At 67.6% G+C, this 25,923-nt stretch carries 24 protein-coding genes; 9 read left to right on the top strand and 15 right to left on the bottom strand.

Going from position 1 to position 25,923, the window contains the following annotated elements:
- Window positions 1-69 precede the first annotated feature (69 nt).
- The 7 genes from CFB24_RS05445 to argH all read right to left on the bottom strand — a co-directional run bounded on the left by CFB24_RS05445 (window position 70) and on the right by argH (window position 7,957).
- Window positions 70-1,011, bottom strand: a complete 942-nt coding sequence (locus CFB24_RS05445) for an electron transfer flavoprotein subunit alpha/FixB family protein (RefSeq protein WP_088519587.1) — start codon at window positions 1,009-1,011, stop codon at window positions 70-72.
- Window positions 1,011-1,760 carry an electron transfer flavoprotein subunit beta/FixA family protein gene (locus CFB24_RS05440; RefSeq protein WP_088519586.1) on the bottom strand — a complete coding sequence of 250 codons (750 nt, stop codon included), beginning with the start codon at window positions 1,758-1,760 and terminating at the stop codon, window positions 1,011-1,013. The genes CFB24_RS05445 and CFB24_RS05440 overlap by 1 nt, the downstream gene beginning before the upstream one ends.
- Window positions 1,761-1,896: 136 nt before the next feature.
- On the bottom strand, window positions 1,897-2,472 hold the full coding sequence (locus CFB24_RS05435; protein ID WP_088519585.1) for a cob(I)yrinic acid a,c-diamide adenosyltransferase: 576 nt from the start codon (window positions 2,470-2,472) through the stop codon (window positions 1,897-1,899).
- A 61-nt stretch (window positions 2,473-2,533) separates the two neighbouring features.
- Complete coding sequence (locus tag CFB24_RS05430) at window positions 2,534-4,990, bottom strand: TIGR02302 family protein (protein ID WP_088519584.1); 2,457 nt, start codon at window positions 4,988-4,990, stop codon at window positions 2,534-2,536.
- A 27-nt stretch (window positions 4,991-5,017) separates the two neighbouring features.
- Window positions 5,018-6,286: a diaminopimelate decarboxylase gene (lysA, locus tag CFB24_RS05425; RefSeq protein WP_088519583.1), complete on the bottom strand. Its 1,269-nt coding sequence runs from the start codon at window positions 6,284-6,286 to the stop codon at window positions 5,018-5,020.
- Window positions 6,287-6,291: 5 nt separating this feature from the next.
- Window positions 6,292-6,504, bottom strand: coding sequence for a hypothetical protein (locus CFB24_RS05420; RefSeq protein WP_088519582.1), 213 nt, complete (start codon window positions 6,502-6,504; stop codon window positions 6,292-6,294).
- 67 nt (window positions 6,505-6,571) lie between these two features.
- Window positions 6,572-7,957, bottom strand: coding sequence for an argininosuccinate lyase (gene argH, locus CFB24_RS05415; protein WP_088519581.1), 1,386 nt, complete (start codon window positions 7,955-7,957; stop codon window positions 6,572-6,574).
- Window positions 7,958-7,985: 28 nt separating this feature from the next.
- Between argH and CFB24_RS05410 the strand changes: the two genes are divergently transcribed.
- Window positions 7,986-8,675, top strand: a complete 690-nt coding sequence (locus tag CFB24_RS05410; RefSeq protein ID WP_088519580.1) for a TlpA family protein disulfide reductase — start codon at window positions 7,986-7,988, stop codon at window positions 8,673-8,675.
- Window positions 8,676-8,693: 18 nt separating this feature from the next.
- Here CFB24_RS05410 and CFB24_RS05405 read toward each other — a convergent pair whose 3' ends face one another.
- Window positions 8,694-8,975 carry a hypothetical protein gene (locus CFB24_RS05405; protein WP_088519579.1) on the bottom strand — a complete coding sequence of 94 codons (282 nt, stop codon included), beginning with the start codon at window positions 8,973-8,975 and terminating at the stop codon, window positions 8,694-8,696.
- Window positions 8,976-9,282: 307 nt separating this feature from the next.
- On the opposite strand from CFB24_RS05405, the gene CFB24_RS05400 reads away from it, so the two are divergent.
- Window positions 9,283-10,362: an AraC family transcriptional regulator gene (locus CFB24_RS05400; RefSeq protein WP_158255133.1), complete on the top strand. Its 1,080-nt coding sequence runs from the start codon at window positions 9,283-9,285 to the stop codon at window positions 10,360-10,362.
- 63 nt (window positions 10,363-10,425) lie between these two features.
- On the opposite strand, the gene grxD is transcribed toward CFB24_RS05400, so the two are convergent.
- The 3 genes from grxD to purL form a co-directional block, all read right to left on the bottom strand.
- Window positions 10,426-10,779: a Grx4 family monothiol glutaredoxin gene (gene grxD, locus CFB24_RS05395; RefSeq protein ID WP_088519577.1), complete on the bottom strand. Its 354-nt coding sequence runs from the start codon at window positions 10,777-10,779 to the stop codon at window positions 10,426-10,428.
- Between the two features lie 66 nt (window positions 10,780-10,845).
- Entirely contained in the window at window positions 10,846-11,085 is a 240-nt protein-coding gene (locus CFB24_RS05390; protein ID WP_088519576.1) for a BolA family protein, read from the bottom strand.
- A gap of 12 nt (window positions 11,086-11,097) precedes the next feature.
- Complete coding sequence (gene purL / locus CFB24_RS05385; RefSeq protein WP_088519575.1) at window positions 11,098-13,317, bottom strand: phosphoribosylformylglycinamidine synthase subunit PurL; 2,220 nt, start codon at window positions 13,315-13,317, stop codon at window positions 11,098-11,100.
- A 271-nt stretch (window positions 13,318-13,588) separates the two neighbouring features.
- Here purL and CFB24_RS05380 point away from each other — a divergent pair, with 271 nt between their 5' ends.
- Window positions 13,589-14,287, top strand: a complete 699-nt coding sequence (locus CFB24_RS05380) for an OmpW/AlkL family protein (protein WP_244593095.1) — start codon at window positions 13,589-13,591, stop codon at window positions 14,285-14,287.
- Between the two features lie 92 nt (window positions 14,288-14,379).
- Here the strand turns inward: CFB24_RS05380 and purU are convergent, their stop codons facing one another.
- The 4 genes from purU to CFB24_RS05360 all read right to left on the bottom strand — a co-directional run bounded on the left by purU (window position 14,380) and on the right by CFB24_RS05360 (window position 20,449).
- Complete coding sequence (gene purU, locus CFB24_RS05375; RefSeq protein ID WP_088519574.1) at window positions 14,380-15,276, bottom strand: formyltetrahydrofolate deformylase; 897 nt, start codon at window positions 15,274-15,276, stop codon at window positions 14,380-14,382.
- Between the two features lie 74 nt (window positions 15,277-15,350).
- The gene (locus CFB24_RS05370; protein ID WP_088519573.1) at window positions 15,351-15,680 is read right to left on the bottom strand and encodes a hypothetical protein; all 330 of its coding nucleotides are present in this window, start codon (window positions 15,678-15,680) and stop codon (window positions 15,351-15,353) included.
- A gap of 96 nt (window positions 15,681-15,776) precedes the next feature.
- Window positions 15,777-19,229 (bottom strand): ATP-binding protein, encoded by a 3,453-nt coding sequence (locus CFB24_RS05365; RefSeq protein ID WP_088519572.1) that lies wholly within the window; start codon window positions 19,227-19,229, stop codon window positions 15,777-15,779.
- Window positions 19,226-20,449 (bottom strand): metallophosphoesterase family protein, encoded by a 1,224-nt coding sequence (locus CFB24_RS05360; RefSeq protein WP_088519571.1) that lies wholly within the window; start codon window positions 20,447-20,449, stop codon window positions 19,226-19,228. Before CFB24_RS05360 ends, CFB24_RS05365 begins: the two co-directional genes overlap by 4 nt.
- A gap of 130 nt (window positions 20,450-20,579) precedes the next feature.
- Between CFB24_RS05360 and CFB24_RS05355 the strand changes: the two genes are divergently transcribed.
- The 6 genes from CFB24_RS05355 (at window position 20,580) to CFB24_RS05330 (ending at window position 25,898) form a co-directional block, all read left to right on the top strand.
- A complete protein-coding gene (locus CFB24_RS05355) occupies window positions 20,580-21,401 on the top strand; it encodes a carbon-nitrogen hydrolase family protein (RefSeq protein ID WP_088519570.1) in 822 nt (273 codons plus the stop codon).
- An 8-nt stretch (window positions 21,402-21,409) separates the two neighbouring features.
- Window positions 21,410-22,111 carry a molybdate ABC transporter permease subunit gene (gene modB / locus CFB24_RS05350; protein WP_088520083.1) on the top strand — a complete coding sequence of 234 codons (702 nt, stop codon included), beginning with the start codon at window positions 21,410-21,412 and terminating at the stop codon, window positions 22,109-22,111.
- Entirely contained in the window at window positions 22,108-23,193 is a 1,086-nt protein-coding gene (gene modC / locus CFB24_RS05345) for a molybdenum ABC transporter ATP-binding protein (RefSeq protein WP_088519569.1), read from the top strand. Before modB ends, modC begins: the two co-directional genes overlap by 4 nt.
- Before the next feature lie 48 nt (window positions 23,194-23,241).
- Entirely contained in the window at window positions 23,242-24,054 is an 813-nt protein-coding gene (gene folP / locus CFB24_RS05340; protein ID WP_206605437.1) for a dihydropteroate synthase, read from the top strand.
- The gene (gene folK, locus CFB24_RS05335; protein ID WP_244593096.1) at window positions 24,041-24,538 is read left to right on the top strand and encodes a 2-amino-4-hydroxy-6-hydroxymethyldihydropteridine diphosphokinase; all 498 of its coding nucleotides are present in this window, start codon (window positions 24,041-24,043) and stop codon (window positions 24,536-24,538) included. Before folP ends, folK begins: the two co-directional genes overlap by 14 nt.
- A 139-nt stretch (window positions 24,539-24,677) precedes the next feature.
- A complete protein-coding gene (locus tag CFB24_RS05330) occupies window positions 24,678-25,898 on the top strand; it encodes a response regulator (RefSeq protein ID WP_088519568.1) in 1,221 nt (406 codons plus the stop codon).
- The last annotated feature ends 25 nt before the right edge of the window (window positions 25,899-25,923 follow it).

Here is a 25,923-nt window from a genome sequence, read left to right as displayed (position 1 = left end):
GCCAGTCCATAGGTCTAGAGTCGATTGCGGTCTTTTGGCGCCGCTATCGCGCTCCTATTCGTTCAGAGATCAGCGGCCGATCTTGCCCAGTTCTTCCTTCATTTCGGGAAGGGCCTGGTAAAGGTCCGCGACAAGTCCGTAATCGGCCACCTGGAAGATCGGCGCCTCCTCGTCCTTGTTGATCGCCACGATCACTTTGGAGTCCTTCATGCCGGCCAGATGCTGGATCGCGCCGGAAATGCCGCAGGCGATGTAAAGCTCCGGCGCCACCACCTTGCCGGTCTGGCCGACCTGCCAGTCGTTGGGGGCGTAGCCGGCGTCCACCGCGGCGCGCGAGGCGCCCATGGCCGCGCCGAGCTTGTCGGCGACCGGCTCGATGTAGGTCTTGAAGTTTTCCGCATTGGCCATGGCGCGGCCGCCGGAAATGATGATTTTTGCGGAAGTCAGCTCCGGGCGATCCGAAACGGCCAAAGCCTCGCTCTTGAACGCGGACAGGCTGGAATCCGCCGGCGCCGTCACAGCCTCGACCAGCGCGGAACCGCCTTCGCCGGTCGCGGCGAAGGTCGAGGTGCGGACCGTGATCACCTTCTTCGCATCCGTCGCCTGAACGGTCTGGAGCGCATTGCCGGCGTAGATCGGGCGCTCGAACGTGTCGGGCGACACAACCTTGGAGATTTCCGACACCTGCGCCACATCGAGCAGGGCGGCGACGCGCGGCAGCACGTTCTTGCCGTTCGAGGTGGCCGGGGCGACGAGGGCGTCATAGCCCGACGCCAGCGCCACGATCAGGTCGCCCAGCGGCTCGGCGAGGCCGTGCTTGAGGCCATCGGTGGAAACGGTCAGCACCTTTTCCACGCCTTCGAGCCGGGCGGCGGCCTGGGCCGCTTCGTCGGTCCCGCCGGCGACGAGAATATGCACGGGCGCGCCCAGCGCGCGGGCGGCGGTCAGGGCCTTGGCGGTGGCGTCGTTCAGCTTGCCGCCGTGAACTTCAGCGAGAAGAAGGGTCGTCATCAGAGCACTCCGGCCTCATCCTTGAGTTTCGCCACCAGCTCGGCCACCGAGCCGACCTTCACGCCCGCCTTGCGCGCGGCGGGCTCGGCGGTCTTCAGCACCTTGAGACGCGGCGCCACGTCGACGCCGTAATCGGCGGGGGTTTTCTCGGCGATCGGCTTCTTCTTCGCCTTCATGATGTTGGGCAGCGAGGCGTAGCGCGGCTCGTTGAGGCGCAGATCGGTGGTCACCACCGCCGGCGTCTTTAGCGTCACCGTCTGCAGGCCGCCGTCGACTTCGCGGGTCACGTCGACCGTCCCCTCGGCGATCTCCACCTTGGACGCGAACGTGCCCTGGCCCCAGCCGAGCAGGGCGGCGAGCATCTGGCCCGTCTGGTTGGAATCGTCGTCGATCGCCTGCTTGCCCAGGATGATCAGACCGGGCTGCTCCTCCTGCGCCACGGCTTTCAGGATCTTGGCGACGGCCAGCGGCTCGACGGTCTCGTCGGTCTTGACCAGAATGCCGCGATCCGCGCCCATGGCGAGACCGGTGCGCAGGGTTTCGGTCGCCTGCTGCGGCCCGATGGAGACCACCACCACTTCGGTCGCCTTGCCGGCTTCCTTGAGGCGCAGCGCCTCCTCGACGGCGATTTCGTCGAAGGGATTCATCGACATCTTGACGTTCGCCAACTCGACGCCCGACCCGTCCGCCTTGACGCGGATCTTCACGTTATAATCAACGACCCGTTTCACGGGCACGAGCAGTTTCATCGGCTTGAACCTCCCGGCTGGAATAGTTTAGGTATGATCTAATCATCCGTCTCGATCTGTTAGTCGGGGCGGAAGTTTGAGTCAATTGTGACAGCGCTTGGAAAAAAGTTCGGCTCCGCCCTCACCGGGCCGCCCTTCATCGGGTCGCCCCCGGGCGCCAGAGCACATCCGTCGCGCCATCGGCATTGGCGACCCGCGCCGCCACGAACAGGAAGTCGGACAGGCGGTTGACATAGGCCAGCGCCGGCGCCCCGATCTCCTCGCCCTTGCGCTGGGCCTCCACCATGCGGCGTTCCGCCCGGCGCGATACGGCGCGGGCGAGATGCAGCCCGGCGGCGGCGGGGGAGCCGCCCGGCAGCACGAAGGAGCGCAGCGGCGCGAGGCGGGCGTTCAGCGCGTCGATCTCGCGCTCCAGCCGTTCGACCTGGCTGCCGATCACCCGCAGCGGTTCGAACTCCGGCGGCTTGTCGGCGGGCGGGGTGGCGAGATCGGCGCCGAGGTCGAACAGATCGTTCTGGATGCGCTCCAGCATGGCGTCGAGTTCGGGCAGATCGCGGGTCGAGAGCCGCGCCGCGCCGATCACGGAATTGGTTTCGTCGATCGCGCCATAGGCTTCGACGCGGGGATCGCATTTCGGCCGTCGCGCGCCATCGGAAAGCCCCGTTGTGCCGTCGTCGCCGGCGCGGGTGTAGATTTTGTTCAGTCTGACCATGAGTCCTGCTGTCGTTTGCGCCGCACAATGACGCGGAAACGCCGCGAACGGAAGAGCGAAATCAATTCGGGCGGATCAGCCGTTCGAGGTAGTCCAGCTCCTCCTGGGCGCGGCTGGGATCGGACAGCCGCTGGCGCAATTCGTCGAGAATCCGCCGCGCCCGCTGCGCCGCCGTGGCCTTGACGCCGTCGCCGCGCTGGGCGTTGTCGAACGGGCCTTCGCCGTTCCGGTCGCGTCCGCCGCGCTTCTGGCCCCCCGCCTCCTGGGAATCGCCGTCCTTCTCGCCCTTGGCCAGTTCCCCCGCGCTTTGGCCCATCCGGTCGAGCGCGCGCTGCTGCTCGGCCATGGCCTGGCCGTCGTCGCCCTGCTTCAGGGCCTCCTCGGCGCCTTTCATGGCCTCCTCGGCCTGTTTCAGCCCGTCCGCCGCCTTGCCGTCCATGCCCGGCGCGCCGCGCCGCAGGGCGTCGAGCTTGTCGCGCAATTGACCCTGCCGCTGCTCCAGAGCGTCGCCGGTGCCGGGCTTGTCGCCCTTGCCCTTGCCGCTCTTTTGGCCCGGCTTCTGTCCCTGTTTCTGGTCTTCGCCGGGTTGCGCCATCTGGCCGGGCGATCCCAGCTGATCCTTGCGCCGCTCTTGATCGGCGGTTTCGTCGCGCAGCCGCTGCTGTTCGCGCATGAGACGGTCGAGGTCGCGGCGGGCCTGACGGCTGCGCGACTTCTGCGACGGGCCGCCCTCGGCGTTCTGCAGATTCTCCAGCAGCGATTGCATCTGGTCGAGCAGGGCCTGGGCGGTCTCCATATCGCCGTCCTCCATGGCCTTTTTCATCTGCTCCAGCATTTTCTGGAAATCTTCCGGCGACACCGACTGGCCCTCGCCGGTCTGGCTTTCGCCCTGCCGGTGCTGCGCCCGGTTGGCCATTTCCGCCAGAAAATTCTCCATCGCCTTCTGCAGGTCGCGGGCGAGGCGGTCGATCTCCTCTTTTGGCGCGCCGGCCTTCATGGCGTCGCGCAGCGCCTTTTCCGCCGCGCGGAGGTCGCGCTCGGCCTGGGACATCTCGCCGTCCTCGATCTGTAGCGCCATGGCCCACAAATGGTCGGCGACCTCGCGCAGATCGGCGTCGTTGCGGGCGCGGCGCAGGGCCGTGAGGCCATAGCGCAGGCCAAGATGCACGCCGAGCTTGGGCGTGAACAGATCGGGCGCGAAATCCAGCGCCTCCAGCGCCAGCAGCGTCGGCGCCCGCCGGTCGGCGTTGAGGGCGAGGTTTTGCCGCTGTTCGGCCAGCGCCAGCGCCAGCGGATTTTTCAGCGGCTTGGCCGGAAGCACGATGGGGCCGATCACCGCCTCGCCTTCCTGCCCCGCTTCGTCATGCACGCTCAGGCGCAGCTCCACCGGGCGCCCGGCATAGGGGCTGTCGCTCCAATCCAGCGTGGTCCGCGCTTCGCCCAGGCCTCCTGGCTCCGCCGGCAGATCCAGCGCCGCCTGCGGCGGAGCTTCGAGCGCCCGGCCCGGCGTTTCCAGCGGCCGCGCCGCGATGCGGGCGTCGCGCGCGCCGTAATCGTCGGCGATGCGATAGGTCAGCGTGAAAGATCCGCGCGCGTTGACCTTGATGTCGCCGACCACGGCGATTGTCGGAGGCTTGTCCGGCTCGGCGTGAATCGCGAAAGTCCCGGAGGCGGGGCCGGAGAGCGCCAGCCGGGCGTCGCCGCGCAGCAGGAAATGTCTTTCGTCGCCCTTGGCGGGCGCAGGCTCCAGGCCGTCCGAGGCGGTCAGGCCGAGCGCCCCCGGCGCGCCGCGCGCCGCCACCAGCGACCCGACCGGGGCGGACAGGCTTTGCTCGCCCGGCTGGTTGAGCGTGAGCACCAGCGGCGGCTTGCCGGTGTAGCGCGGCGGGTCGATCCACAGGTCGACGCGCGCGCCGGCGCCGGAGGAAAAGGCGCGCCAGTCGAAGGCGGCGGCGAGGCGAATGTATTTTTCCGGCCCGGCGACAAAGGCCGTGGCGCAGAGCGCGAGAACCGCCAGCGCGCCGAGGCCGAACGGATCGTGCGCGAACGGGCGCGGCGCGGGCAGGGGGGCGCGCAGCCGCCCGATCTTGCGCCGCGCGCGCCGCAGATGCGCCGCCCACAGCAGGCTGGTCGGCCCGCCCGACGGGCTTTGATCGGCATTGGCCAGAACGTCGGCCAGCGCGTCGGCGGGTGCGTCCTCGCGTCCACGGTCGAGCACGGCGCGGGCTTCGCTGCGGGAAATCCAGCGCAGATGGCGCAGGCGGGCCAGCGCCGCCAGCAGCAGCGCGCCAAGGGCCAGTCCGCCGACGATGCGTCCGGCCGGCGGCGCGTCCAGCCACAGACCGGTCCAGGACAGCGCCGCGAACCCGACCGCGACGGCCACGGCGGGCGCCAACAGCGCGGCCAGGGAGTCGAGAAACAGGGTGAGTTGCGTCAGAAACGTCAGCAGGTTCAGGCGCGTCCGGGCGGACCGCACGTCTCGGGCGGCGCGCAGGTCGTCTCCCTGCTCACTGTTCATGCTGTCTCCGGCGCCGTCATGACCTCGTCATAACCAATTGGGAACGCGGTCGAGCCCGATCAAGTCCTCATAACGCAGGCGCGGTCGGATGACCGCATGTTCGCCGCCATCCACCAGCACTTCGGGAACCAGCAGGCGGCTGTTGTAGGTGCAGGCCTGGGCCGCGCCATAGGCGCCCGCCGACATCACCGCCAGCAGGTCGCCGGGGCGCGGCTCCGGCAGGTCGCGGTTCTTGGCGAGATAATCGCCGGTCTCGCAGACCGGGCCGACCAGATCGGCCTTGAGGGTTTTCGCGCCCGCCTCCGGCTGAACCACCGGGAAAATGTCGTGATGCGCCTCGTAGAGCGTGGGCCGCACCAGATCGTTCATCGCGGCGTCGACGATGATGAAATTTTTCCCCGCGCCGCGCTTCACATAGATGACCTTGGTGACGAGCACCCCGGCGTTGCCGACGATCAGCCGCCCCGGCTCGAACACCGTCTTCACGCCCAGCGGCTTGATGTGGCGGCGCACGATCTCCGCATAAAGCTCGGGACGGTAGCTTTCGGGATGGTCCTGCTCGGAATAGGGGATGCCCAGGCCGCCGCCGAGATCGACATGGCCGATCGTGTGGCCGCGCCGGCGCAATTCGCCAACGAAACCGGCCAGCAGCGCGAAAGCGTGGTCGAACGGGGTGAGATCGGTGATCTGCGAGCCGATGTGCATGTCCACGCCGGAAATGTGGACGCCCGGCAGTTTGGCGGCGCGGTCATAGACGTCGGCGGCCACCGAAATCGGCACGCCGAACTTGTTTTCCGACTTGCCGGTGGAGATTTTGGCGTGGGTTTTCGCGTCCACATCGGGATTGACGCGCACCGAGATTGGGGCGACCGCCCCGCGCGCGGCGGCGATTTGCGCGATGCGCTCCAGCTCCGGCTCGGACTCCACGTTAAAACAGAAAATGCCGAGGTCGAGCGCCAGAGCGATTTCGCGGTCGGTCTTGCCGACGCCCGAAAACGTGATGCGCCCGCCGGGGACGCCCGCCGCCTTGGCGCGCAAAAGCTCGCCTTCCGACACCACATCCATGCCGGCGCCCATGTCGCCGAGCAGTTTCAGGATGGCCTGATTGGAATTGGCCTTCATCGCATAGCAGACCAGCGCGTCGAGATCGGCGACGGCCTGCGAGAACACGTTGAAATGCCGCCGGATCGTCGCCGCGCTATAGAGATAGAACGGGGTGTCCACCTCCTGCGCCAGAGCCGGCAAGGGATGGCCTTCGGCGTGCAGCACGCCGTTTTCATAAGCAAAATGGCGCATGGCGTTTACAGCAGAATGTCGAAGGGCGAGGGTTGTTTGCTCGCGCCGGCCTTGAGGGCGCCGTCGTGAACGCCGCGCGGCAGTTTTTGCGGCGAATTGGCCGGCGTTTCCGCCGTCGCGGGCGCCTCGGGATAGCCTTTTCGCCCGCAGCCTTCGAGCGCGAGCGCGCCCGACAGCAGGGAGGCGATGGTGAGGGCGCGAAGGATCTTTCCAGCCAAGGCGAAACCTTTCCGTTTGCGCGGACTATAGCCGAAGGCGCGAAAATGTCGCGCCTCGGTTTGCGAATTATTTCGACGCCAGCCGCTGCTTCCAGCCGCGCGCCTGCTCCAGCACGTTCTGCGGCGCCGTGCCGCCATAGGACAGCCGGCTGCGCACCGATTTTTCGACGCCAAGCACGTTGAACACTTCCGACGTGATGGCCGGCTCGACGCCCTGCATGTCCGCCAGCGTCAACTGCTCCAGCTCCTTGCCGGATTGGCTGGCCAGCGCCACGATGCGGCCGGTGACGTGATGCGCCTGGCGGAACGGCAGATTGAGCGCGCGCACCAGCCAGTCGGCGAGATCGGTGGCGGTGGAATAGCCCGAGCCGGCCGCCGCCTTCATCTTTTCCAGCTTCGGCGTCATGTCGCGCACCATGCCCGCCATGGCGGCGACGCACAGCGACAAGCTCTGCAGCGAATCGAAGCAGCCTTCCTTGTCCTCCTGCATGTCCTTGGAATAGGCCAGCGGCAGGCCCTTCATCACGATCAGCAGGCCCGCGAGGTCGCCGATGACCCGGCCCGACTTGCCGCGCACCAGTTCGGCGGCGTCGGGATTGCGCTTTTGCGGCATGATCGACGAGCCCGTGGTGAACTTGTCGGACAAGGCGATGAAGCCGAACTGCGGCGTGGTCCACAGCACGATTTCCTCAGCGAAACGCGACAGATGCGTGGCGGCGATGGCGGCGGCGGACAGGGTTTCCAGCGCGAAATCGCGGTCGGACACGCTGTCGAGCGAATTGGCGGTGGGGCGGTCGAAGCCGAGCGCCTGCGCCGTGGCGAAGCGGTCGATCGGGAACGAGGTGCCGGCCAGAGCGGCGGCGCCGAGCGGGCATTCATTCAGCCTTACGCGGGCGTCGCGGAACCTGCCCCGGTCGCGCGCGATCATCTCGACATAGGCGAGCAGGTGGTGGCCGAACGTCACCGGCTGGGCCGATTGCAGGTGGGTGAAGCCGGGCATGACCGCTTCGGCGTATTTTTCCGCCTTCTCGACCAAAGCGGCCTGCAGGTCGGCCAGCTGGCCGTCGAGTTCGTCGATGGTGTCGCGCACCCACAGCCTGAAATCGACGGCGACCTGATCGTTGCGCGAGCGCGCCGTGTGCAGGCGTCCGGCGGTGGGGCCGATCTTTTCGGCCAGCCGCGATTCCACATTCATGTGAATGTCTTCCAGCGCCCGGGAGAAGGCGAAGGCGCCCGACTCGATTTCGGCGCCGACCTCGTCTAGACCTTTGGAAATCGTTTCGGCGTCGGCGGCGCTGACGATGCCCTGCTTGGCCAGCATGGCGACATGGGCTTTGGAGCCGGCGATGTCCTGTTTGGCGAGGCGGTAGTCGAAACCGATGGAGGCGTTGATTTCTTCCATGATGGCGTCGGGGCCGCTGGCGAACCGGCCGCCCCACATCTGATTGCTCATGACTTGCTCCAAAGGACCCGAGGCCGGAATGACTGACCAAGACGACCCGCAGGAACCCGTGCGCGCCACCCCCGAGCAGATGCAACGCATCGCGCGCAAACTGATCCTGCCGCACGCGATTTTCGTTCCCACGGCCATGGCCGCGTGTGTTTGGTTCGTCCTATACGGGTTGGGCGGAGAGGGCAAGAAAGCCGCCGCCGAAGCCCAGTGCGAGGCTTCGCGGGTCGTGGCCGCGCGCGTCGCGCCTTTGGCCAAGGGCGAGTTCGCCGCTTTGGCGGTCCGGGCCGACCCCAAGCCCATGCCGGAGCTGGCGTTCAACGCGCCGCAGGGGCCGGCCACGCTGGCCAGCTTCAAGGGCAAGACGATCCTGCTCAACGCCTGGGCGACCTGGTGCGTCCCCTGCCGCGAGGAAATGCCGGCGCTCGACCGGCTGCAAGGCGCAGGGGGCGTGACCGTGGTCGCGCTCAATGTCGATACGGCGAAGAAGGAGCGGGCCAAGGCGTTTTTGGGCGAGATTGGGGCGAAATCGCTCGGATTCTATCAGGACGACGACGGCAAGAGTTTTGAAGCCTTGCGCCGCACCGGCAAGGTGTTGGGGCTGCCGACCACGTTTGTCATCGGTCCCGACGGCTGCGAAATCGCGGCGCTCGCCGGTCCCGCGAAGTGGGACGGCGCGCAATCGGCGGAATTGGTCAAGGCGCTGGCGGCGTCGCCATGACGCCACATCGTCTTGAGGTCAGGACGACGGCGGCAGTCGCACCAGCAGCGCCACGCCATGGGGGTTGGCGACGCGCACCATGTAATGCGGCTTGACCGAGGCCGCCGCCTGGGCCGCGAGATCCAGAACCTGGGAGCGGGTCAGCGCGCTGCTTAACCGGTATTCCGCTGGATCGGGGTCGGCGCAAGGCTCGAACGCCAGCGTCGGGCTGAACCCTTTTTCCGCCATCTGCCTGTTGAGCTCGATGTAATCTTCCGGCCCGGATTGGTGAAGGTCCACGCGCGTGATGAAATTGTACATTGCTGAGCGTCCTCCCCTGATTGGGCGCGCCGTTGCCTCTTGTGTCCTCGACAAAAGCGCGGCGCTTCGAAAACATGCGCGCCGCTGCCGTAACGTCAAAATGGACAGCAAACACTTATAATGCAGAGCTGTAGCTTAGAATTGATTTTTGGCGTCAGGCGATTTGACTTTTTGCGCCACATTGGCGAAATCAGACGGGGCGAACGGCCAAGCTTAAGGTGGCTCTCGACCTATGATATTGATCTGCAAGGATAATTATGAGGCGCGATTTCGTAAGACGCCTCGCAAAATAGCGACAGGAAACAAGGTGCCGCCGTTTCTTTTAAACGCCATGCCTCCCCGCGACCGCGCGCGGGTCGAGGCGCTTTATGCTCAACCGGCGATCGACCTCGCCCGCGATCGCGGCGTCGATCTGGAGACGCTCGCGGCGGCCTGCGGCCTGCGCGCGCTCGAGCGCCGGCTGGAGGCGCCGATCAGCGCCGACAGCTATGTCCGCCTGCTGAATGTGGCGGCGCGGGAACTCGGCGACCCCTGCTTCGGCCTGCGGGTCGGCATGGCGATGAAACCGATGAATTTCGTCGGCTACGGCTTGGCGCTGTGCGCCAGCCCCAACATTCGCACCGCGCTTGAACAGACCATACGCTTTGAATGTCTTTCCCACGATCTCGGCCGCACCACGTTCAGCGAGCGGGACGGGGAGGCGAGGGTCGATTGGCGTTCGCCGCTGTTTGGCGAGCCGGGCGTCGAGCAATTGTGCCTGATGATCGCGGGCTGTTTCGCCAGTTTCGCGGAATGGCTGGTCGGCATGGAGTTGAGCGGACGGGAAGTTTTGTTTCCGTTCCCCGATCCGGGCCATGGGTTCAGCGAGGCGGTCGGGCGGCTGCTCAGGACGCAGGCGACTTTCGACGCGGAATGCGTCGGCGGCTGTTTTCCGTCGGTGATTCTCGACTTGCCGATCGCCAGCAGCGATCATTCGCTTCTGCCGGATATTCAGCGCACGCTGGAGCAGCGCGCCGCCGCGCGCCGCCGCGAAGTGCAGGAGCCATCCTTCGTCGAGGACGTCGCTCAATGCATCGAAACGAACCTGCAGCTCGGCAAGGCCAGGGTCGCCACCGTCGCCGCCGCGCTCGGCATGTCCGCGCGAACGATGGAGCGGCGCCTGAATGGGGCCAACAAGACGTTTTCTGAGCTGCTTGACGACGTCCGACGCGAACATCTGGACGTCTACATCCGCGAATGCGCGATCTCCTTGACCGAAATCGCGTTCCTGCTCGGCTACAGCGAGCAAAGCAGCTTCAACCGCGCGGTGCGCAAATGGGTGGGAATGACGCCGGGCGCCTATCGCAGCCAAATGCTGGACGGCGGGACGGGAAAAACGCGCGGCTAGCTGAAGCCGCAACAGGGGCGGGGCCTCGCGTCGCGCCGGGCGCGCGCGAGGCCCTGAAGCGCGTCACGCCTGCGCGGCGTCCTTCACGGGCACGCCGGCGTTCTTGAACGCGCTGACCAGTTCGCCCGAGGCGAACATCTCGCGAATGATGTCGCAGCCGCCGATGAACTCGCCCTTGATGTAGAGCTGAGGAATGGTCGGCCAGTTGGAAAACTGTTTGACCCCTTCGCGAATCTCCATGTCTTCCAGCACGTTGACGCCCTTGTACGGCACTTCGAGATGGCCGAGGATTTTGGCGACCTGGCCCGAAAACCCGCATTGCGGGAAATTCGGCGTGCCCTTCATGAAGAGGACGACGTCATTCGATTCGACGTCCTGCTTGATGCGGTCGAGGGTCTGCTGCAACGGATCCGACATGTCTGTTTCCTTTCAACGGAGGTCAAGGCTCCGTCGCGACCGAAAATAATGCGCTTTTGATCTGAATCAAGCCGTTTCAGGCGGCGCGGTTTCCAGGGCGAGCGCGTGCAGCGCGCCGCCGACATTGCCCTTGAGCGCCGCATAGACCAGCTGGTGCTGCTTGACGCGGCTCAGGCCGCGAAAAGCTTCCGACACCACCTGCGCCCGGTAATGGTCGCCATCATTGGCCAAAGCCGTGATGTAAACCTCGGCGTCGGGCAGGGCTTCCTTGATCATCTGTTCGATGACATGGGGTTCCATCGGCATATAGGCGTTTCCTCAGGCTTTGCCGCCAGCCATATAGGCCGGCATCCAGGCTTCGTGGGCTTCAAGCAAGTCCCGCACCAGAACCGGGGCGGCCGCGCCGAGTTTCAGGGCCTCGCCGCCGGTTTCGCCGATGACGGCGGCCGGCGCGCCGGCCGCCTTGGCCGCGGCCAGCACGGATTCGGCCTTGGCGGCGGGAACCGCCAACAGATAGCGGCCCTGATCCTCGCCGAACCATTTCGCCGGCGAATCGCCTCCCGGAGCAGCGACGGTCGCGCCGATCTTGCCGGCCATGGCCATCTCCGCCACGCCGACCGCGAGGCCGCCGTCGGAGAGATCATGCACGGAAGACACTTGCGCGCGCGAAATGAGGTCGCGGACGAAGTCGCCGTTGCGCTTTTCCGCCGCCAGATCGACCGGGGGCGGGGCGCCTTCCTCGCGGCCCAGGATTTCGCGCAGGTAGAGCGACTGGCCCAGCCAGCCCTCGCCGTCGCCAATGAGCACGATTTTCTCGCCGGCGGCGCGAAAACCGACGCCGACCGCCTTGGTCACGTCCGCCACTAGGCCGACGCCGCCGATAGCCGGGGTCGGCAGGATGCCCTTGCCCTGCGTCTCATTATAGAGCGAGACGTTGCCGGACACGATGGGGTAATCGAGCGCGCGACAGGCCTCGCCGATGCCCTGAAGGCAGCCGACGAACTGGCCCATGATCTCCGGCTTTTCCGGATTGCCGAAATTGAGATTGTCGGTCAGGGCGAGGGGCTTGCCGCCGACCGCCGTGATGTTGCGCCAGCTTTCCGCCACCGCCTGTTTGCCGCCCTCGACGGGGTCGGCGTAGCAATAGCGCGCGGTGACGTCGGTGGTGAGGGCCAGTCCCTTGGGGCCGTCGTCAATGCGGATCACCGCAGAATCGCCGCCGGGGCCGACAATGGTGTTGCCGAGAATCAGATGGTCGTACTGCTCCCAGACCCAGCGTTTTGACGCCATGTCGGGGCAGGAGACCAGCTTTTTCAGGGCGTCGCCGAGGGGGAGCGGCGCCGGCAGGGCGCTGGCGTCCAGCTTGGGCTGTTTCGGCGTGGGAACATGGGGCCGGTCGTACAGCGGGGCCTGATCGCCCAGTTCCTTGATCGGCAGATCGACCTTGACTTCGCCGCCATGCTTCACCACGAAGCGCAGCGTGTCCGTGGTCTTGCCGATAATGGCGAAATCCAGCCCCCATCTGCGGAAAATGGCTTGCGCCTCGGCTTCCTTGGCGGGATCGAGCACCATGAGCATGCGCTCCTGGCTTTCCGACAACATCATTTCGTAAGCCGTCATGCCGCGCTCGCGGCAGGGCACCTTGTCGAGGTCGAGTTCGACGCCGAGATTGCCCTTGGCGCCCATTTCCACCGCCGAGGAGGTCAGGCCGGCGGCGCCCATGTCCTGAATGGCGACGACGCAGCCCTTCTGCATGATCTCCAGGCAGGCTTCCAGCAGCAGCTTTTCCGAGAAGGGGTCGCCGACCTGCACGGTGGGGCGCTTCTCGTCGCTGTCGGCGTCGAATTCCGCCGAGGCCATGGTGGCGCCGTGGATGCCGTCGCGTCCGGTTTTCGAGCCGAGATAGACGATGGGGCGGCCGACGCCGGTGGCGGCGGCGTAGAAAATCTCGTCGGTCTTCACCAGGCCGACCGCCATGGCGTTGACGAGAATGTTGCCGTCATAGGACGCGTGGAACTCGGTCGAGCCGCCGACCGTGGGCACGCCGAAGGAATTGCCGTAGCCGCCCACGCCCGCAACGACGCCGGACACCAGATGCCGCGTGCGCGGGTGATCGGCCGAGCCGAACCGCAGAAGGTTGAGGCAGGCGATGGGCCGCGCGCCCATGGTGAACACGTCGCGCAGGATGCCGCCGACGCCGGTGGTCGCGCCCTGATAGGGCTCGATGTAAGACGGATGGTTGTGGCTCTCCATCTTGAACGCCACCGCCTGACCATCGCCAATGTCGATGATCCCCGCGTTTTCGCCGGGCCCCTGGATGACCCAGGGCGCCTTGGTCGGCAGCTTCTTCAGATGCAGGCGGGAGCTCTTGTAGGAGCAGTGTTCGTTCCACATCGCCGAGAAAATGCCCAGTTCGGTGAACGTGGGCTCGCGGCCGATCAGGTCGAGAATGCGCTGGTATTCGTCGGGCTTGAGGCCGTGCTGGGCGATCAGCTCAGGGGTGATGGCCGGTTCTTTGGCGGAAGTTTTGGCGGTCAAGTGATCGGCCTTCGGCTGGGCGACGGGCGCGCGAAACGGGAAAAGCTTGCGCGTTTCGATAGAACGTCGCGCCCGCCTTGGCAAGAATTCGCCGGCGGCGCGCTTTTGTGTCTTATTTGCAACAGGTAGCGGAAGCCTTGCGGTTGGGCCGGAATTAATTGATCTCAATCAAGCGATTTGATGGTAGCGGCGTACATCGTGCCGCGGCGCCTGGAGCGATCTCGCGACGTTCTTCGCCGAACACTGACACCGCATGAATGGAATGCTTCCCATGAAACAGATCGTCTCCGGCGCCTTCGCCGCCGCCCTTCTCGCCAGCGTCGCGGTTCCCGCCTTCGCCGCCGACCTGCCTTCCACCAAGGCCGCGCCCGCCCTTCCGGCGATCGACACGTTCGATCCCTTCCTGATCCGCCTGCGCGGCCTCGCCGTCCTGCCGGACGCTTCGGGGACCAAGCTGAACGGCGCCACGCTTGGCGGCGCCAAGCTGTCCGACAACGGCATCCCGGAAGTCGACTTCACCTATTTCTTCACCAAGAACATCGCGGCGGAGCTGATCGCGGGCGTGACCCATCACCGCCTGACCGCCGGCGGCTCGAATGTGGCGCTGGCCAACACCACCCTGCTGCCGCCGACCCTGACGCTGCAGTATCACTTCGCGCTGGGCCAGCTTGACCCCTACGTCGGCGTGGGCGTCAACTACACTTGGTTCCTCGGCACCAAGTCGCCGGCCCTCAATGGCGTCGTCAACATTCACTCGGCGGTGGCGCCGGCCTTCCAGTTCGGCGCGGATTACTATCTGACCAAGAACTGGCTGGTGAACGTCGACGCCAAATACATCATGCTGGAAACCGACGCCAATGTCGGCGGCCACAACAACCTGCAGCTGAAGGTCAATCCCTGGATCGTCGGCGCGGGCATCGGTTATCGCTTCGGCGTCGCCGACGTGGCCGCGATCGTCACCAAATACTGATCCGTCGGGTTGTCCGACAAAAGAAAAGCCCGGTCGCAAGGCCGGGCTTTTTGCATGACGGAAGATAAGGCCGAAAGGTTTCGGCCGGGCCGTCACTCGGTGAAGACGATGGTCTTGCGGCCGTTGATCACCACGCGGTTTTCGACATGGTAGCGCACGGCCCGGGCCAGCACGCGGCGCTCGATGTCGCGGCCCTTGCTCACGAGATCGTTGGGGCGGTGGTGGTGCGAGATGCGCTCTACGTCCTGCTCGATGATCGGGCCTTCGTCGAGTTCGGCGGTGACGTAATGCGCGCTGGCGCCGATCACCTTCACGCCGCGCGCATGGGCCTGATGGTAAGGCTTGGCGCCCTTGAAGCCGGGCAGGAAGCTGTGGTGGATGTTGATGCAGCGGCCCGAGAGCTTGGCCGCCAGTCCGTCCGACAGGATTTGCATGTAGCGCGCCAGCACCAGCAGTTCGGCGTGCGACTGCTGCACCAGCGCCCAGATCTGCGCCTCCTGCTCCATCTTGGTTTCGCGGGTCACCGGCAGGTAGTGGAAGGGAATGCCGGTGAAATCGAGATGGCGGAACGTCTCGCGCGGATAATTGCTGGCGACGCCGACGATGTCGATCGGCAATTCGCCGATGCGCCAGCGGTACAAAAGGTCGGCCAGGCAATGGTCGAATTTCGAGACGAGGATCAGCACCTTGCAGCGTTGCGACTGGGCGCGCACCCGCCATTTCATGTGATAGTCGTCGGCCAGTTCGGCGAAACTGGCCTTCCACTCCTCGATGTCGGCGTCCTCGCGCACCGGATTGAATTCGACGCGCATGAAGAACTGGTCGGAGTCTTCCTCGTCGAACTGGCGGGAATCCGCGATGTTGAAGCCGTGCTCGAAAATATGGCCGGCGACCCGCGCGATAATGCCGGGCCGGTTGGGGCAGCTCAACAGCAGATGGTAGATTTCGATGGCGGAATCGGATTTTTTCGCGGGCGTGGGATTGGCCATGATGCAGCACAGGCGAGAGAGGAAAGCGTGAAGCTCCAGGCCTCTCTAGCGCCTGACAGGCGGAAAGTCGAGGATTAAGCCCGCCGGCTCCTGACTCGGGCGAGGGCGTAGGCCGGCAGCAGCACCGGCGCGCGGGTCCCGCCGCCGCCGCGCCATTGCTCCGGGTCGGTCGGCAGCAGCATGACCGCCGTGGCGGCGACCACGCCGCCGAAGGTCATGCCGAAACTTCCGAACAGCAGCGCCAGAAATTGCAGCATGAAATCAGACTTCAGCATCATGTCGCGGATATGCCCGACATTGGAGATCAGCACGCCGCCGGCGCAGGCGAAGCCGACCGCCCAGCCTAAGGCCCAGTTCAGGATCATCATGCGGACCAGATGGTTCGTCTTGCGTGACTGCGGCATGGCGGGCCTCGGTAAAATTTGATCTAGGTCAAATTAAGCCGAAACCCCGTCTTGCGCCAGTTCTTTGTTGACACGGTGCGCGGCGACGATTCTGCCTCAGCCGAGGCGCAGAATCTGGGCGCTTTCCCCCAGGGCGCGGGTGGCGATCTCCGCCACATGGGCGTGGTGGGTGAACAACACCGGCTGCAGGGTCGGGCTCAGTTGCGCCAGCGTGGTCAGGCCGGCGGCGACGCGGGCGTCGTCGAAACTGGCGAACAGATCGTCGCCGATGAACGGCGGCGCCTCGTTTCCCTCCGCATATTTCTCCAGATAGGCGAGGCGCAGCGCCAGATAGAGCTGGTCGCTGGCGCCCTCGCTCAGGGCGCCGAGGGTCAGTTCCGCGCCATCGGCCCGGCAGACGATCAATTGCAGCTTCTCGTCCTCGCCGAAATCCTGCTTGAGGCCGGCGTAACGGCCGCAGGTGAGCGCGGCGTAAATCGCGCCGGCGCGGGCCAGCAGCGGGTCCTGCCGATTCTGGCTGTGGCGTTCGAGCCCGGCGCTAACCATCAGCGCGGCGATTTTCAGCACGGCCCAGCGCCGCGCCTCCACCGCCATATCCGCCTTGGCGGCCTCGCGGTCGAAGGCGGCCTGTTCGGCGCCGCAGCCCTCGTCAAGCTCCGCCAGCCGGGTCTGGGCGGCGCGCTTGGCGGCGAAGAATTCCTGGCCCTGCAGCTTGCGCGATTCGAGCGCGCCGCCGAGCGCGTTCAACCGCTCATGCGCCGCCGCCGCGTCGAAATCGCGCGCCTGCTCCGCCAGTTGCGCCTCCTCGGCGCCGTCGGCGACCAGCGCCAGACGCTCGCTCTCGGCCTGAATGCGCGCGGCCAGGGCGCGCCGCTCGCGCAGGCGCCCGCTCAAAAGGGCGGCGTCGCCGGAAAAACCGGCCTGGGCGCCATGCTGGGCGAGACGGGCTTCGGCTTGCGCCGCCTGCTCCTGCGCCGCGGCCACGGCCTTGTGCGCCTTGGCGCAGCGCGCTTCGGCATTGGCCCGCGTGGTGGCGCGCTGGCGCTCGGCGGTGAGGCGGCGCTGCAGCGCGCTGGCGGCGTCGAGCGGGGGCAGGCCGGCGAGATCAGGCGCACAGTTCGCCAGCAAAAGCCTCACCCGCTCGGCGAAGGCGACATGCTCCTGGTTGATCGAGGTCACGCGCCGCTCGATCTGGCTGTGATTATCCCACTCGCCCGGCAGGCCGCGCCACAAAGCGATCCGCGCCTGCGCCTGCTCGAACGAGGCCTCGGCGTCGAGGCCCAATGCGGCCAGCGCCGCGACGAAATCGGCGCGCCAAACCGTCTCGTCCTGTTCGAGCTTGGCGAGGCGCTCCTCCAGCGCGGCGATGCGCGGCGGCGCCAGCTTGATCCGCGTGGCGGTGGCGCGCGCCGCTTCTCTCGCGCGCGAAAGATCCTGAAGCCGCGCGGCGATGCGGCGGGCCTGCTGGCCGAGGGGAAGCGGCAGGGGTTCGAGGCCGGCCTCCTTTTCCAGCGCCGCCAGCCCCGCCGCCAAAACCTGCAGCCGCGCCGCCTGCGCGTCGCGTTTGGCGATCTTCGCCGCCAGTGTTTCGCGGGCGGCCAGCAATTGCAGCGCCTCGTCGCGCCAGCGGGCCATGGCGCGCGGCGCCGCCGGGGCCACGCCGCAGGGCGCCCAGGCTTGCGTCCACGCCTCCGTTAGCGCGCGCGCTTCCTGCTCGATCAGCTCCAGAAGCGCGCGCGCCGCTTGCAGGGCTGCGCTCGCGGCGGCGACGGCCTGACGCTCGGCCTCGGCTTCCGCCACCCGCGCGGCGTCGCCGATCAGGGCGTCGGCCAGCGCGTCGGCTTGCCGCTGCAGCGCCGCAAACGTTTCGGCGCGGGCCTGGAACAGCCGCGCGTCGTCCCGCGCCTGCGCCAGCGCCAGCCAGCAGGCGTCGCGTTCGCCGCGCAGCGCCCGCAGATCGTCGCGGCTCGGCACGGGGCCGGAGGTTTCCAGCGCGCGCAGCCGCGCCTGGGCCTGCGCCTCGGCGTCGCGCGCCGCCTCCTCCTGGCGGCGGGCCTCGTCGCGGCGGCGCGTTAACGCGTCGAGCGCCTGCTCGGCCTGCGCCAGCGCGGCTTCGTCGGGCAGGGGCGCGCGCGCGAAAACGTCGAGATCGGGCAGGGGCGGCGACAGCCGGGCGCGGCGCTCGTCGAGTTGCCGCGCCTCGCGCGCGCAGGCTTCGCTCAGCTCCGCCTGCGCGGCCTCCTCCGCCTCCACCGCGCCCAGAGCGGCGAATTTCTCCTGCAAGGCCGAGACGTCGGGCGGATCGTCGCCGAGCTGCGCCTTCAGATTGGCCAGCTCCTCCTTCTCGCGGGCCAGCGTCTCCAAAGGCTCCTGCTTGCGCGCGGCCAATTTAAGCCCATCCCCGATCAGTTGTTCTGCGCGCAAAAGCGTCGCCGCGTCGGGGGAGGCGGCGCGCAGGGCGGCGATGTCGTCAAAACCGCAGGCGAAGGCGCGGGCGCGCAATTTGTCGACGCTGGCCTGCAGCGCGGCCTCGCGGCGCGGTTGCTCCTCCAGCCGGGTCCGCTCGGCGCCGGCCTCGCCGGCCAAAGCCTCGATGTCGTCGGCGCGGGCGAGCAGCGCGGCGTCGCATTGCGCCTGCGCCAATTCCTCCGCCGCAAGCTCGCGCGCGTCCACCGCCGCCCGCGCCTGCGCCTGGGCGGCGTCGCGCGCCGCCAGCAGCGCGTCGAGCTGTTCGGCCCAGGCGTCGGAATAGGCCGCCAGATCGGCGAAGCGCGCGCTTTCGCCACGCAGGGCGGCGAGGGCGGCGAGGATCGGCGTGGCCTTGAGCAGGCGTTGCAGCCGGCGCTGCTCGGCGGCCTCCTCGGCGTCCGCCGTCTTGATCCGCTCCAGTTGCGCGTCGGCGTCCTCGATCTGGCGGCGCAGAGCTTTTAACGCGCCTTCGGACAGGCGCGCGTCGCGCTCGGCCTTGTTGGCCTCGTCATAGCGGGTGAGCGCCTGATAGAACGAGCGGCGCCCCGCCTTGCGCTCGCCGAAAATCTCGTCGGCTTCGGCTTCGATCCCCTTGCGCAGGTCGATCAGGCCGCGCAGGCCCGAGGCGGCGGCGAACAGGCTGGCGCCGATCTCCCCTTCCGACCGCAGCATTTCATGGCCGCCCTCGCGCAGCGTCTCGGCGTTGAGGCCGAAGGCGCGCTCGAAAATGTCGCGGGTGGCGGCGCCGAGGAAGGGCGCGAGACAATCGTCCGGCAGCGCGGCGCCCGTCGCGTCGCGCAGGGTCGCCTTGACGCCGCGCTGGCGGAAGAATTGCAGCGTTTGCCCGTTGCGCGCCTCGACGGTCGCGCCAAGCCGCAGGTCGGCGGGGCGCAAAAAGTTCTTTTCCGAGCGCGGCACGCCATAGAACAGGTCGCCGATGGCCCGCAGCGCGCTGGATTTGCCGGCCTCGTTGGGGCCGTGGACGATATGCAGCCGCGCGGCCGGATCGAATTGCAGTTTGGCGCTCCTGTCGCCGACGAACGGGCCATAGGCGTCGAGCGTGAGTTCGATCAGCCTCATGAGGCCGGTCCCTCCGCGCGGGCCAGCGCGAGATCGCGCGCCTCGGCGAGCAGCGCCTCGAACGCCTCGCGCGGCAGTTCGGTCTTGGGCGGCATCTTGCTCTCAATGGCCGCCAGCGCCGCCCGCGCCTGATCGGCGAAAGCGGGATCGGCCAGAACTTCGTCGAGCAGGGCGGCGAAGTCGAGATCGCTGTCGCGCCGGACGGTTGTGGGACGCGCGCGCGTCTCGATCAGGAATTTTTCGAGTTCAACGGCCTCGCCGGCGTGGTGCAGCGCCGCTTCGACCTGGTCGCGCCAGCCGGCGGGATCGGCGGCCAGCTGCGCATGCAGCGCGGTGGTCCCGCGCAGCCGCACCCGCGCCGCCAGGAACCGGCCGTCGGCCCGCTCGATTTCCTCCGTGGCGCGCCCGGAAATCTCGCGCCGCAGCGCCTCCGGCGTCTCCAGATCCGAGGCGTCGATCAGGATTTCGGTGAAACGGGCGCGATCCACGATCAGCCGGCGCACATCGGTTACGGCGCCATCCACGACATCGACCAGCACCGCGCCTTTTTCGCCGCATTCGCGGATCGAGCGGCCCTGCAGATTGCCCGGATAGACCACCAGCGGATCGCGGCAGACCACCTCATGGGCGTGGACATGGCCCAACGCCCAATAATCGTAGGCCTTGGCGCGGAGGTCGTCGAGCGCGCAGGGCGCGTAGGGCTCGTGGCCGGGGCGGCCGTTGAGCGAGCTATGGAGCACGCCGATGTTCAGCCAGCCCGCTTTCGGCGCGGGGTAATTCGGCACGAAATTGTCGATCTCGGCGCGGTCGGCGAAGCTGCGGCCATGCAGCGCCACCCTTAAATCCTCGATCAAAAAAGTTTTGGCGCGGCGGGCGGGGAATTCCTCGGCGCCGTCGGGCAGCGACAGGCTTTTGGTCACCACGCTTTCGGCGTCGTGATTGCCTTTAAGCAGATACACGCGCGCGCCCGCGCGGGTGAGCCGGGCGATCTGGCGGTTGAAGAACAAAGCGGCGGAGGCGTCGCGCCACTCGCCGTCGAAAATGTCGCCGGCGAAGATCGCAAAGGCGACTTTTTCCTCCAGCGCGTGGCCGATCAGGGCCTCGAACGCCTCGCGGCCCGCCGCGCCGAACCGCTCGGCCATGCCGGGGTCGCGCAGGCTCAAGCCCTGGAATGGACTGCCAAGATGCAGGTCGGCGGCGTGCAGGAATGTGAAACGCATCGAAACCTAACGTGATTCGCGCCCCGATCTTAGGAGGTTGCGGGCGCGGAAAGAAGCGGGGAGCGCAACGCGCGCCGGACTTGTGTCGCGGCGTGAAAATTGCAAGTTTGCCTACATATTGAGGAGCCGCATGAAAACCACCCTGATCCAGATGAATTCCGTCGCCGACAAGGCGGCCAATCTCGCCCAGGCGCGGCGGTTGATCGAGGAGGCCTGCGCGCAGGAGCGGCCGGACTGGATCGGCCTGCCGGAAGTGTTCGATTTTCTCGGCGGAACGCGCGAGGACAAGCTCGCGGCGTCGGAAATCCTGCGCGAGGGGCCGGCCTATGCGCTGGCGGCCGAACTGGCCGCCAGACATGGCGTGTTCATCCACGCCGGCTCCTTGCTCGAACGCAACGCCGGCGGCGACGGCCTGTCCAACACCACAATCGTGTTCGACCGCAAGGGCCGGGAAATCGCGCTCTACCGCAAGATCCACATGTTCGACGTGGTGACGCCCGACGGCGCCGCCTACCGCGAAAGCGCGCTGTTCACGCCGGGGACGGAGCTGACGACCTACGAGGCCGAGGGGTTCAAATTCGGCTGCGCCATCTGCTACGACCTGCGCTTTCCCGCCTTGTTTCAGGCGCTCGCCGCTCGGGGCGTCGATGCGTTCGTGCTGCCCGCCGCCTTCACCTTGCTGACCGGCAAGGACCATTGGGAAGTGCTGTGCCGCGCCCGCGCCATCGAGACGCAGAGTTATTTTCTGGCGCCCGCGCAGATCGGCCCGCATCGCATCAAGGACGAGATTCGCCACACTTACGGCCATTCGCTGGTCTGCGACCCCTGGGGCCATGTGCTGGCCAAGGCCTCGGACGCGCCGGGCTTCGTTTGCGCGCGGCTTGACCGCGCGCTGGTGCAAAAGACCCGCGCGGCCAATCCCGTGGCGTCGCAGAGAAGGCCGTTCGCGTGAGCGACCTGCTGCCGACCCTGACGCCGGAGCAAATCACGGCCATCCTGTTGAGCCTGCGCGTCGGCTTCACCGCCACTTTGTGCAGCCTGCCGTTCGCCGTGCTGGTCGCCTTCATTCTGGCGCGCGGCGATTTTCCCGGCAAGATGCTGCTCGACGCCGCCGTGCATCTGCCGCTGGTGCTGCCGCCGGTGGTGACCGGCCTGATCCTGCTGCTGCTGTTCGGGCGGCGCGGGCCGATCGGCGGCTTTCTGGCCGAGCATTTCGGCGTCGTCTTCGCCTTCCGCTGGACCGGCGCCGCGCTGGCGGCGGGGGTGATGGGCTTTCCGCTGATGGTGCGCGCCATCCGCCTGTCGATCGAGGCGGTCGATCCCCGGCTCGAACAGGCCGCCGCCACTTTGGGCGCGCCGCGGCTCGCGGTGTTCTTTCTGGTGACCTTGCCGCTGGCGGCGCCGGGCCTGATGGCCGGGGCGGTGCTGGGCTTCGCCAAGGCGCTCGGCGAATTCGGCGCCACCATCACCTTTGTCTCCAACATTCCCGGCGAGACCCGCACCATTCCCGCCGAAATCTACGTGCTGACCCAGACGCCCGGCGGCGATTACGACGCCATGGTGATGTCGGCGGTGGCCGCCGCGCTGGCGGTGGGCGCGCTGGTGGCGTCGGAATTTTTGGCGCGGCGGATGCGGATCGAAGCGCGAGGCCTGTCGTCATGATTTCGCTCGACGTCAAAATCGCGCGCGGCGATTTTTCGCTGGAGGTCGCCTTCGACAGCGCGTCGAAGGTCACGGCGCTGTTCGGCCCGTCCGGTTCGGGCAAGACCACGCTGATCGAGCTGATTTCGGGGCTGGCGCGGCCGGACGCCGGCCGCATCGAGGTCGCCGGGCGCGTGTTGGCCGACGCCGCGCGCAAGACGTTCGTGCCGGCGCGCAAGCGCGGCATCGGCCTGGTGTTTCAGGACGCGCAGCTGTTTCCGCATTTCAGCGTCGCGCAAAACCTGCGCTTCGCCCAGTTTTTCGCGCCGAAAGAGGGGCGCCGGCTGCCGTTCGCGCGCGTCGTCGACACGCTGGGGATCGGTCATCTGATGGCGCGCCGCCCGGCGCAGCTGTCCGGCGGCGAGCGCCAGCGCGTCGGCGTCGCCCGCGCGCTGATGGCGGCGCCGCGCCTGTTGCTGATGGACGAGCCGTTCGCCTCGATCGACGTGGCGCGGCGGACCAAGGCGATGGAGTTGGTCGAGCGCGCGCGCGATGAATTTAACACGCCGGTGGTGCTGGTCTCGCACCAGATCGAGGAGGTGATGCGCCTCGCCGGCACGGTGGTGATGATCGAGCGCGGCCGCGTTCGGGAGGTCGGGCCGCCCGAGGAGATTTTCGCCTCGGCGCGCGAGGACAGCCCGGCCGACCGTTTCGGCGTCGGCGCCAGCCTCGCCTGCGGCGCGGCGCGGTTCGACGCGCATTACCGCCTGACCCGGCTGCAGCATCCCTCCGGCGAGATCTACGTCGCCGGCCCGGTTCCGGCGGAGCAGGCGCGCGTGTTCATCAAGGCGGTCGATGTGAGTCTGGCGCGCCAGCCGCCGCCGGAGACCTCGATCCGCACCATCCTGCGCGGCAAGGTGTCGGGCGTGGCGGCGGGCAAGGGGCCGCTGGCGATGGTCAGCATCGAACTCGAAGGCGGCGACAACCTTTACGCCTCGCTGACCCGCCTCGCCGTTGACGCGCTGCAGATCGCCGCCCGCGCCGAGGTTTACTGCCTCGTCAAGGCGGTGGCGCTCGACGAGCGGCAGGTTGAGACGGTTTGACTTCGAGACGGTTTGACTCGGCCAGGGACCAGGGCCTAGACCGCCCGGATGGACGCCAAAAATCTGCTCGCCCGGATCGGCCAGACCAAGCTGGTGATGGGCATTCTCAACGTCACGCCGGATTCCTTCTCCGACGGCGGGCTGTTCGTCGGCGCGGAGGCGGCTGTGGCGCAGGCCCGGCGCATGGCCGAGGCGGGCGCCGACATCATCGACATCGGCGCGGAATCGACCCGCCCCGGTTTCACGCCGGTCACGGCGGAGGAGGAATGGGCGCGGCTGGAGGCGCCGCTGACCGCCGTGCTGCGTGAAAAGCTGGCGCCGGTTTCGGTCGACACCACCAAGGCCGAGGTGGCGCGCCGGGCCGCTGCGCTGGGCGCGGCGGTCATCAACGACGTGTCCGGGCTGCACGGCGATCCCGCGCTGGCGGAGGCGGCGGCGCAAAGCGGGGCGGCGCTGGTGGTGATGCACCATTGCGCCGAGGCCGATCCCGCCCGCGACATTTTGCAGGACATGCGCGCCTTTTTCGCCCGCGCGCTCGCCCGCGCCGAACAGGCCGGGGTCAGGCGGGAAGCCATCATCCTCGATCCCGGCGTCGGCTTCGGCAAGACGCTGGAGCAAAATCTGATCGCCGTCACCAGCTCCGCCGCGCTGAAGCGGGAATTCGGCTTGCCGGTGCTGGTCGGCCTGTCGCGCAAGCGCTTCATCGGCGCCTTGACGGGCGCGCCCACCAGCGATCGCCTCGCCGGCACGCTGGCGGCGGATCTGGCCGCGCTGCAGGCCGGGGCGGATATCGTCCGCGTTCACGACGTCGCCGAGCACGTGCAGGCGCTCAAAGTGTGGAGCGCGCTTGTCCGTCCCTGAGACGTCCTATCTGGTGGCGCTGGGGTTTGGCGCCAATCTCGGCGACGCCGCCGGCGCGCTCCGCCGCGCCGTGGCGCTGTTGCGGGAACGCGGCTTGGATTTCATCGCGATTTCCTCGCTTTACGCAACAAAACCCTGGGGCGTCGAAGACCAGCCGGATTTCGTCAACGCCTGCGCTTTGGCGCGGACCTCTTTGGCGCCCCGCGAACTGCTCGCGCTCACCCAAGGCGCCGAGCGCGCGCTGGGCCGCACGCCCGGCCGGCGCTGGGGGCCGCGCGCCATCGACATCGACATTCTGTTTTACGAGGGGCTGGACTGGCGCGACGATTTTCTGGTCTTGCCGCATCCCGAAATGACGCGGCGCGCCTTCGTTTTGCATCCGCTGGCTGAAATTGCGCCGGATATGATCGTTGAAGGTGTGCCAATTCATCAGCTTTCCCAAAAGTTTGGTTCGGACGAAGTAAAAAAGATGACGCCTTTTTAACCGTCTTCTCAACCGGAGGTTTCAGTTCTCCTTTCGTACTCTCAAGTAAAACGCTTTGCATACAGGCCTTTAATTTCTTTGGTCGACATTGGGTTCCCGAACGTAGGTTGCAATTCAAGAACAACATCCAGGTACGGCAATGTCGATTATCGTTATCGTCGACGACCGGAGCATAAACCGGACGATCTACGCCAAGCTTTCACAGTCGATTGGCCCCGAAGTGGAGGTCCGCGACTTCGGCGACCCCGCCGAGGCGCTCGAATGGTTGGCCCACAACCGCGCCGATCTGATCATCACCGACCATGACATGCCGCAGATCGACGGCGATGAATTCATCACGCGTTTTCGGGCGCAGCCGCACGCCGACCGGGTGCCGGTGATGATGATCACCGTCCGCGATCAGCGGGTGCTGCGGCTGCGGGCGCTGGAAAGCGGCGCCAACGATTTCCTGCACTCGCCGGTCGATCATTGCGAATTCGTGATGCGCGCCCGCAACCTGCTCAAACTGGCGCAGGCGATGGAATCGCGCGGGCAAGACCCCGTGCGGGCGCCTGCCCGCCGCGAAGCGGAGCGTCCCGCCGTCGAGGCGCCGCGCGCGCCGGCGCCGGTGGCCCGGCTGGATGCGCGCCGCCCGCCCGCCCAAAGGCGGGCCAAGCCGAGCGACTGGCGCTTCGCGCTGCGGCTCGATCTCAACAGCGGCCGGGTCGCGGGGGCGCAGGCGCTGCGCGACGGCTGTCCGGCCGAACTCGGCGACGCCGAAGCCGTCGAGGCGGTGCTGGGCAGCGCCGCCCCGCTGCAGGCGTGCCGGCGCGGGCCGATCCGCTTCACCCTGCGGGCGCGGCTCGACGACGTCTCGCCGGCGGCGGCCCTGCGTCTGGCCGGGCGTCTGGCCGAGGCGGGGGTGACGCCGGGCTGGCTCGACCTGCGTTTCGCCGCCGAGGAGATCGTCGCGGCGCCCGACCGGGCCGAGGATGGCGCGCGGGCGCTCGCCGCCGCCGGCGTGGGCCTGTCGGTGGATCTTGGCGCGCTGGCCGACGCCATGGGCGAGGATGACGCGGGGGAGGGGAACGGTCCGGCCTCGCTGGACGCGTTCGTCGCGCGCTGGCGCCCGGCGCTGGCTTTTGCTTGCGCCGGCGCGCCGGACGAGGCGCTGCGGCTGGCGTGGCGGCTGGCGCGTTGGCGCGCCGCGCCGGTTCCGATGATCGCCGGCGGAATCGCCGAGGCGGCGCTGCTGACGCCGTTGCGGCGCGCCGGGGTGCGGGAGGCGCAGGGGTCCTGTTTCGGCGCGCCCTTCGCGCCGCGCGACCTGTCGAACCTGTTCCCGCCGATGGCGGACGGCGCGCTCAAACGCCCGGCCTGACCGTGACCTTCGCCCTGTTGAACAA

Source organism: Rhodoblastus acidophilus (assembly GCF_900187365.1).
In the GTDB taxonomy this organism is placed as follows: domain Bacteria; phylum Pseudomonadota; class Alphaproteobacteria; order Rhizobiales; family Beijerinckiaceae; genus Rhodoblastus; species Rhodoblastus acidophilus.
The sequence above is the reverse complement of the archived record's forward strand: the minus strand, read 5'-3'. Positions and strand labels throughout refer to the sequence as shown.

What these genes read in the sequence shown, in the direction of transcription:
- CFB24_RS05445 (WP_088519587.1), bottom strand. Translation starts at nt 1,011, where the DNA reads ATGACGACCCTTCTTCTCGCTGAAGTTCACGGCGGCAAGCTGAACGAC.
- CFB24_RS05410 (WP_088519580.1), top strand. Translation starts at nt 7,986, where the DNA reads ATGACTGACCAAGACGACCCGCAGGAACCCGTGCGCGCCACCCCCGAG.
- argH (WP_088519581.1), bottom strand. Translation starts at nt 7,957, where the DNA reads ATGAGCAATCAGATGTGGGGCGGCCGGTTCGCCAGCGGCCCCGACGCC.
- grxD (WP_088519577.1), bottom strand. Translation starts at nt 10,779, where the DNA reads ATGTCGGATCCGTTGCAGCAGACCCTCGACCGCATCAAGCAGGACGTC.
- CFB24_RS05435 (WP_088519585.1), bottom strand. Translation starts at nt 2,472, where the DNA reads ATGGTCAGACTGAACAAAATCTACACCCGCGCCGGCGACGACGGCACA.
- CFB24_RS05440 (WP_088519586.1), bottom strand. Translation starts at nt 1,760, where the DNA reads ATGAAACTGCTCGTGCCCGTGAAACGGGTCGTTGATTATAACGTGAAG.
- CFB24_RS05380 (WP_244593095.1), top strand. Translation starts at nt 13,589, where the DNA reads ATGAAACAGATCGTCTCCGGCGCCTTCGCCGCCGCCCTTCTCGCCAGC.
- purU (WP_088519574.1), bottom strand. Translation starts at nt 15,276, where the DNA reads ATGGCCAATCCCACGCCCGCGAAAAAATCCGATTCCGCCATCGAAATC.
- CFB24_RS05355 (WP_088519570.1), top strand. Translation starts at nt 20,580, where the DNA reads ATGAAAACCACCCTGATCCAGATGAATTCCGTCGCCGACAAGGCGGCC.
- CFB24_RS05405 (WP_088519579.1), bottom strand. Translation starts at nt 8,975, where the DNA reads ATGTACAATTTCATCACGCGCGTGGACCTTCACCAATCCGGGCCGGAA.
- CFB24_RS05390 (WP_088519576.1), bottom strand. Translation starts at nt 11,085, where the DNA reads ATGCCGATGGAACCCCATGTCATCGAACAGATGATCAAGGAAGCCCTG.
- CFB24_RS05430 (WP_088519584.1), bottom strand. Translation starts at nt 4,990, where the DNA reads ATGAACAGTGAGCAGGGAGACGACCTGCGCGCCGCCCGAGACGTGCGG.
- CFB24_RS05330 (WP_088519568.1), top strand. Translation starts at nt 24,678, where the DNA reads ATGTCGATTATCGTTATCGTCGACGACCGGAGCATAAACCGGACGATC.
- CFB24_RS05360 (WP_088519571.1), bottom strand. Translation starts at nt 20,449, where the DNA reads ATGCGTTTCACATTCCTGCACGCCGCCGACCTGCATCTTGGCAGTCCA.
- lysA (WP_088519583.1), bottom strand. Translation starts at nt 6,286, where the DNA reads ATGCGCCATTTTGCTTATGAAAACGGCGTGCTGCACGCCGAAGGCCAT.
- modC (WP_088519569.1), top strand. Translation starts at nt 22,108, where the DNA reads ATGATTTCGCTCGACGTCAAAATCGCGCGCGGCGATTTTTCGCTGGAG.
- folP (WP_206605437.1), top strand. Translation starts at nt 23,242, where the DNA reads ATGGACGCCAAAAATCTGCTCGCCCGGATCGGCCAGACCAAGCTGGTG.
- CFB24_RS05370 (WP_088519573.1), bottom strand. Translation starts at nt 15,680, where the DNA reads ATGCCGCAGTCACGCAAGACGAACCATCTGGTCCGCATGATGATCCTG.
- CFB24_RS05365 (WP_088519572.1), bottom strand. Translation starts at nt 19,229, where the DNA reads ATGAGGCTGATCGAACTCACGCTCGACGCCTATGGCCCGTTCGTCGGC.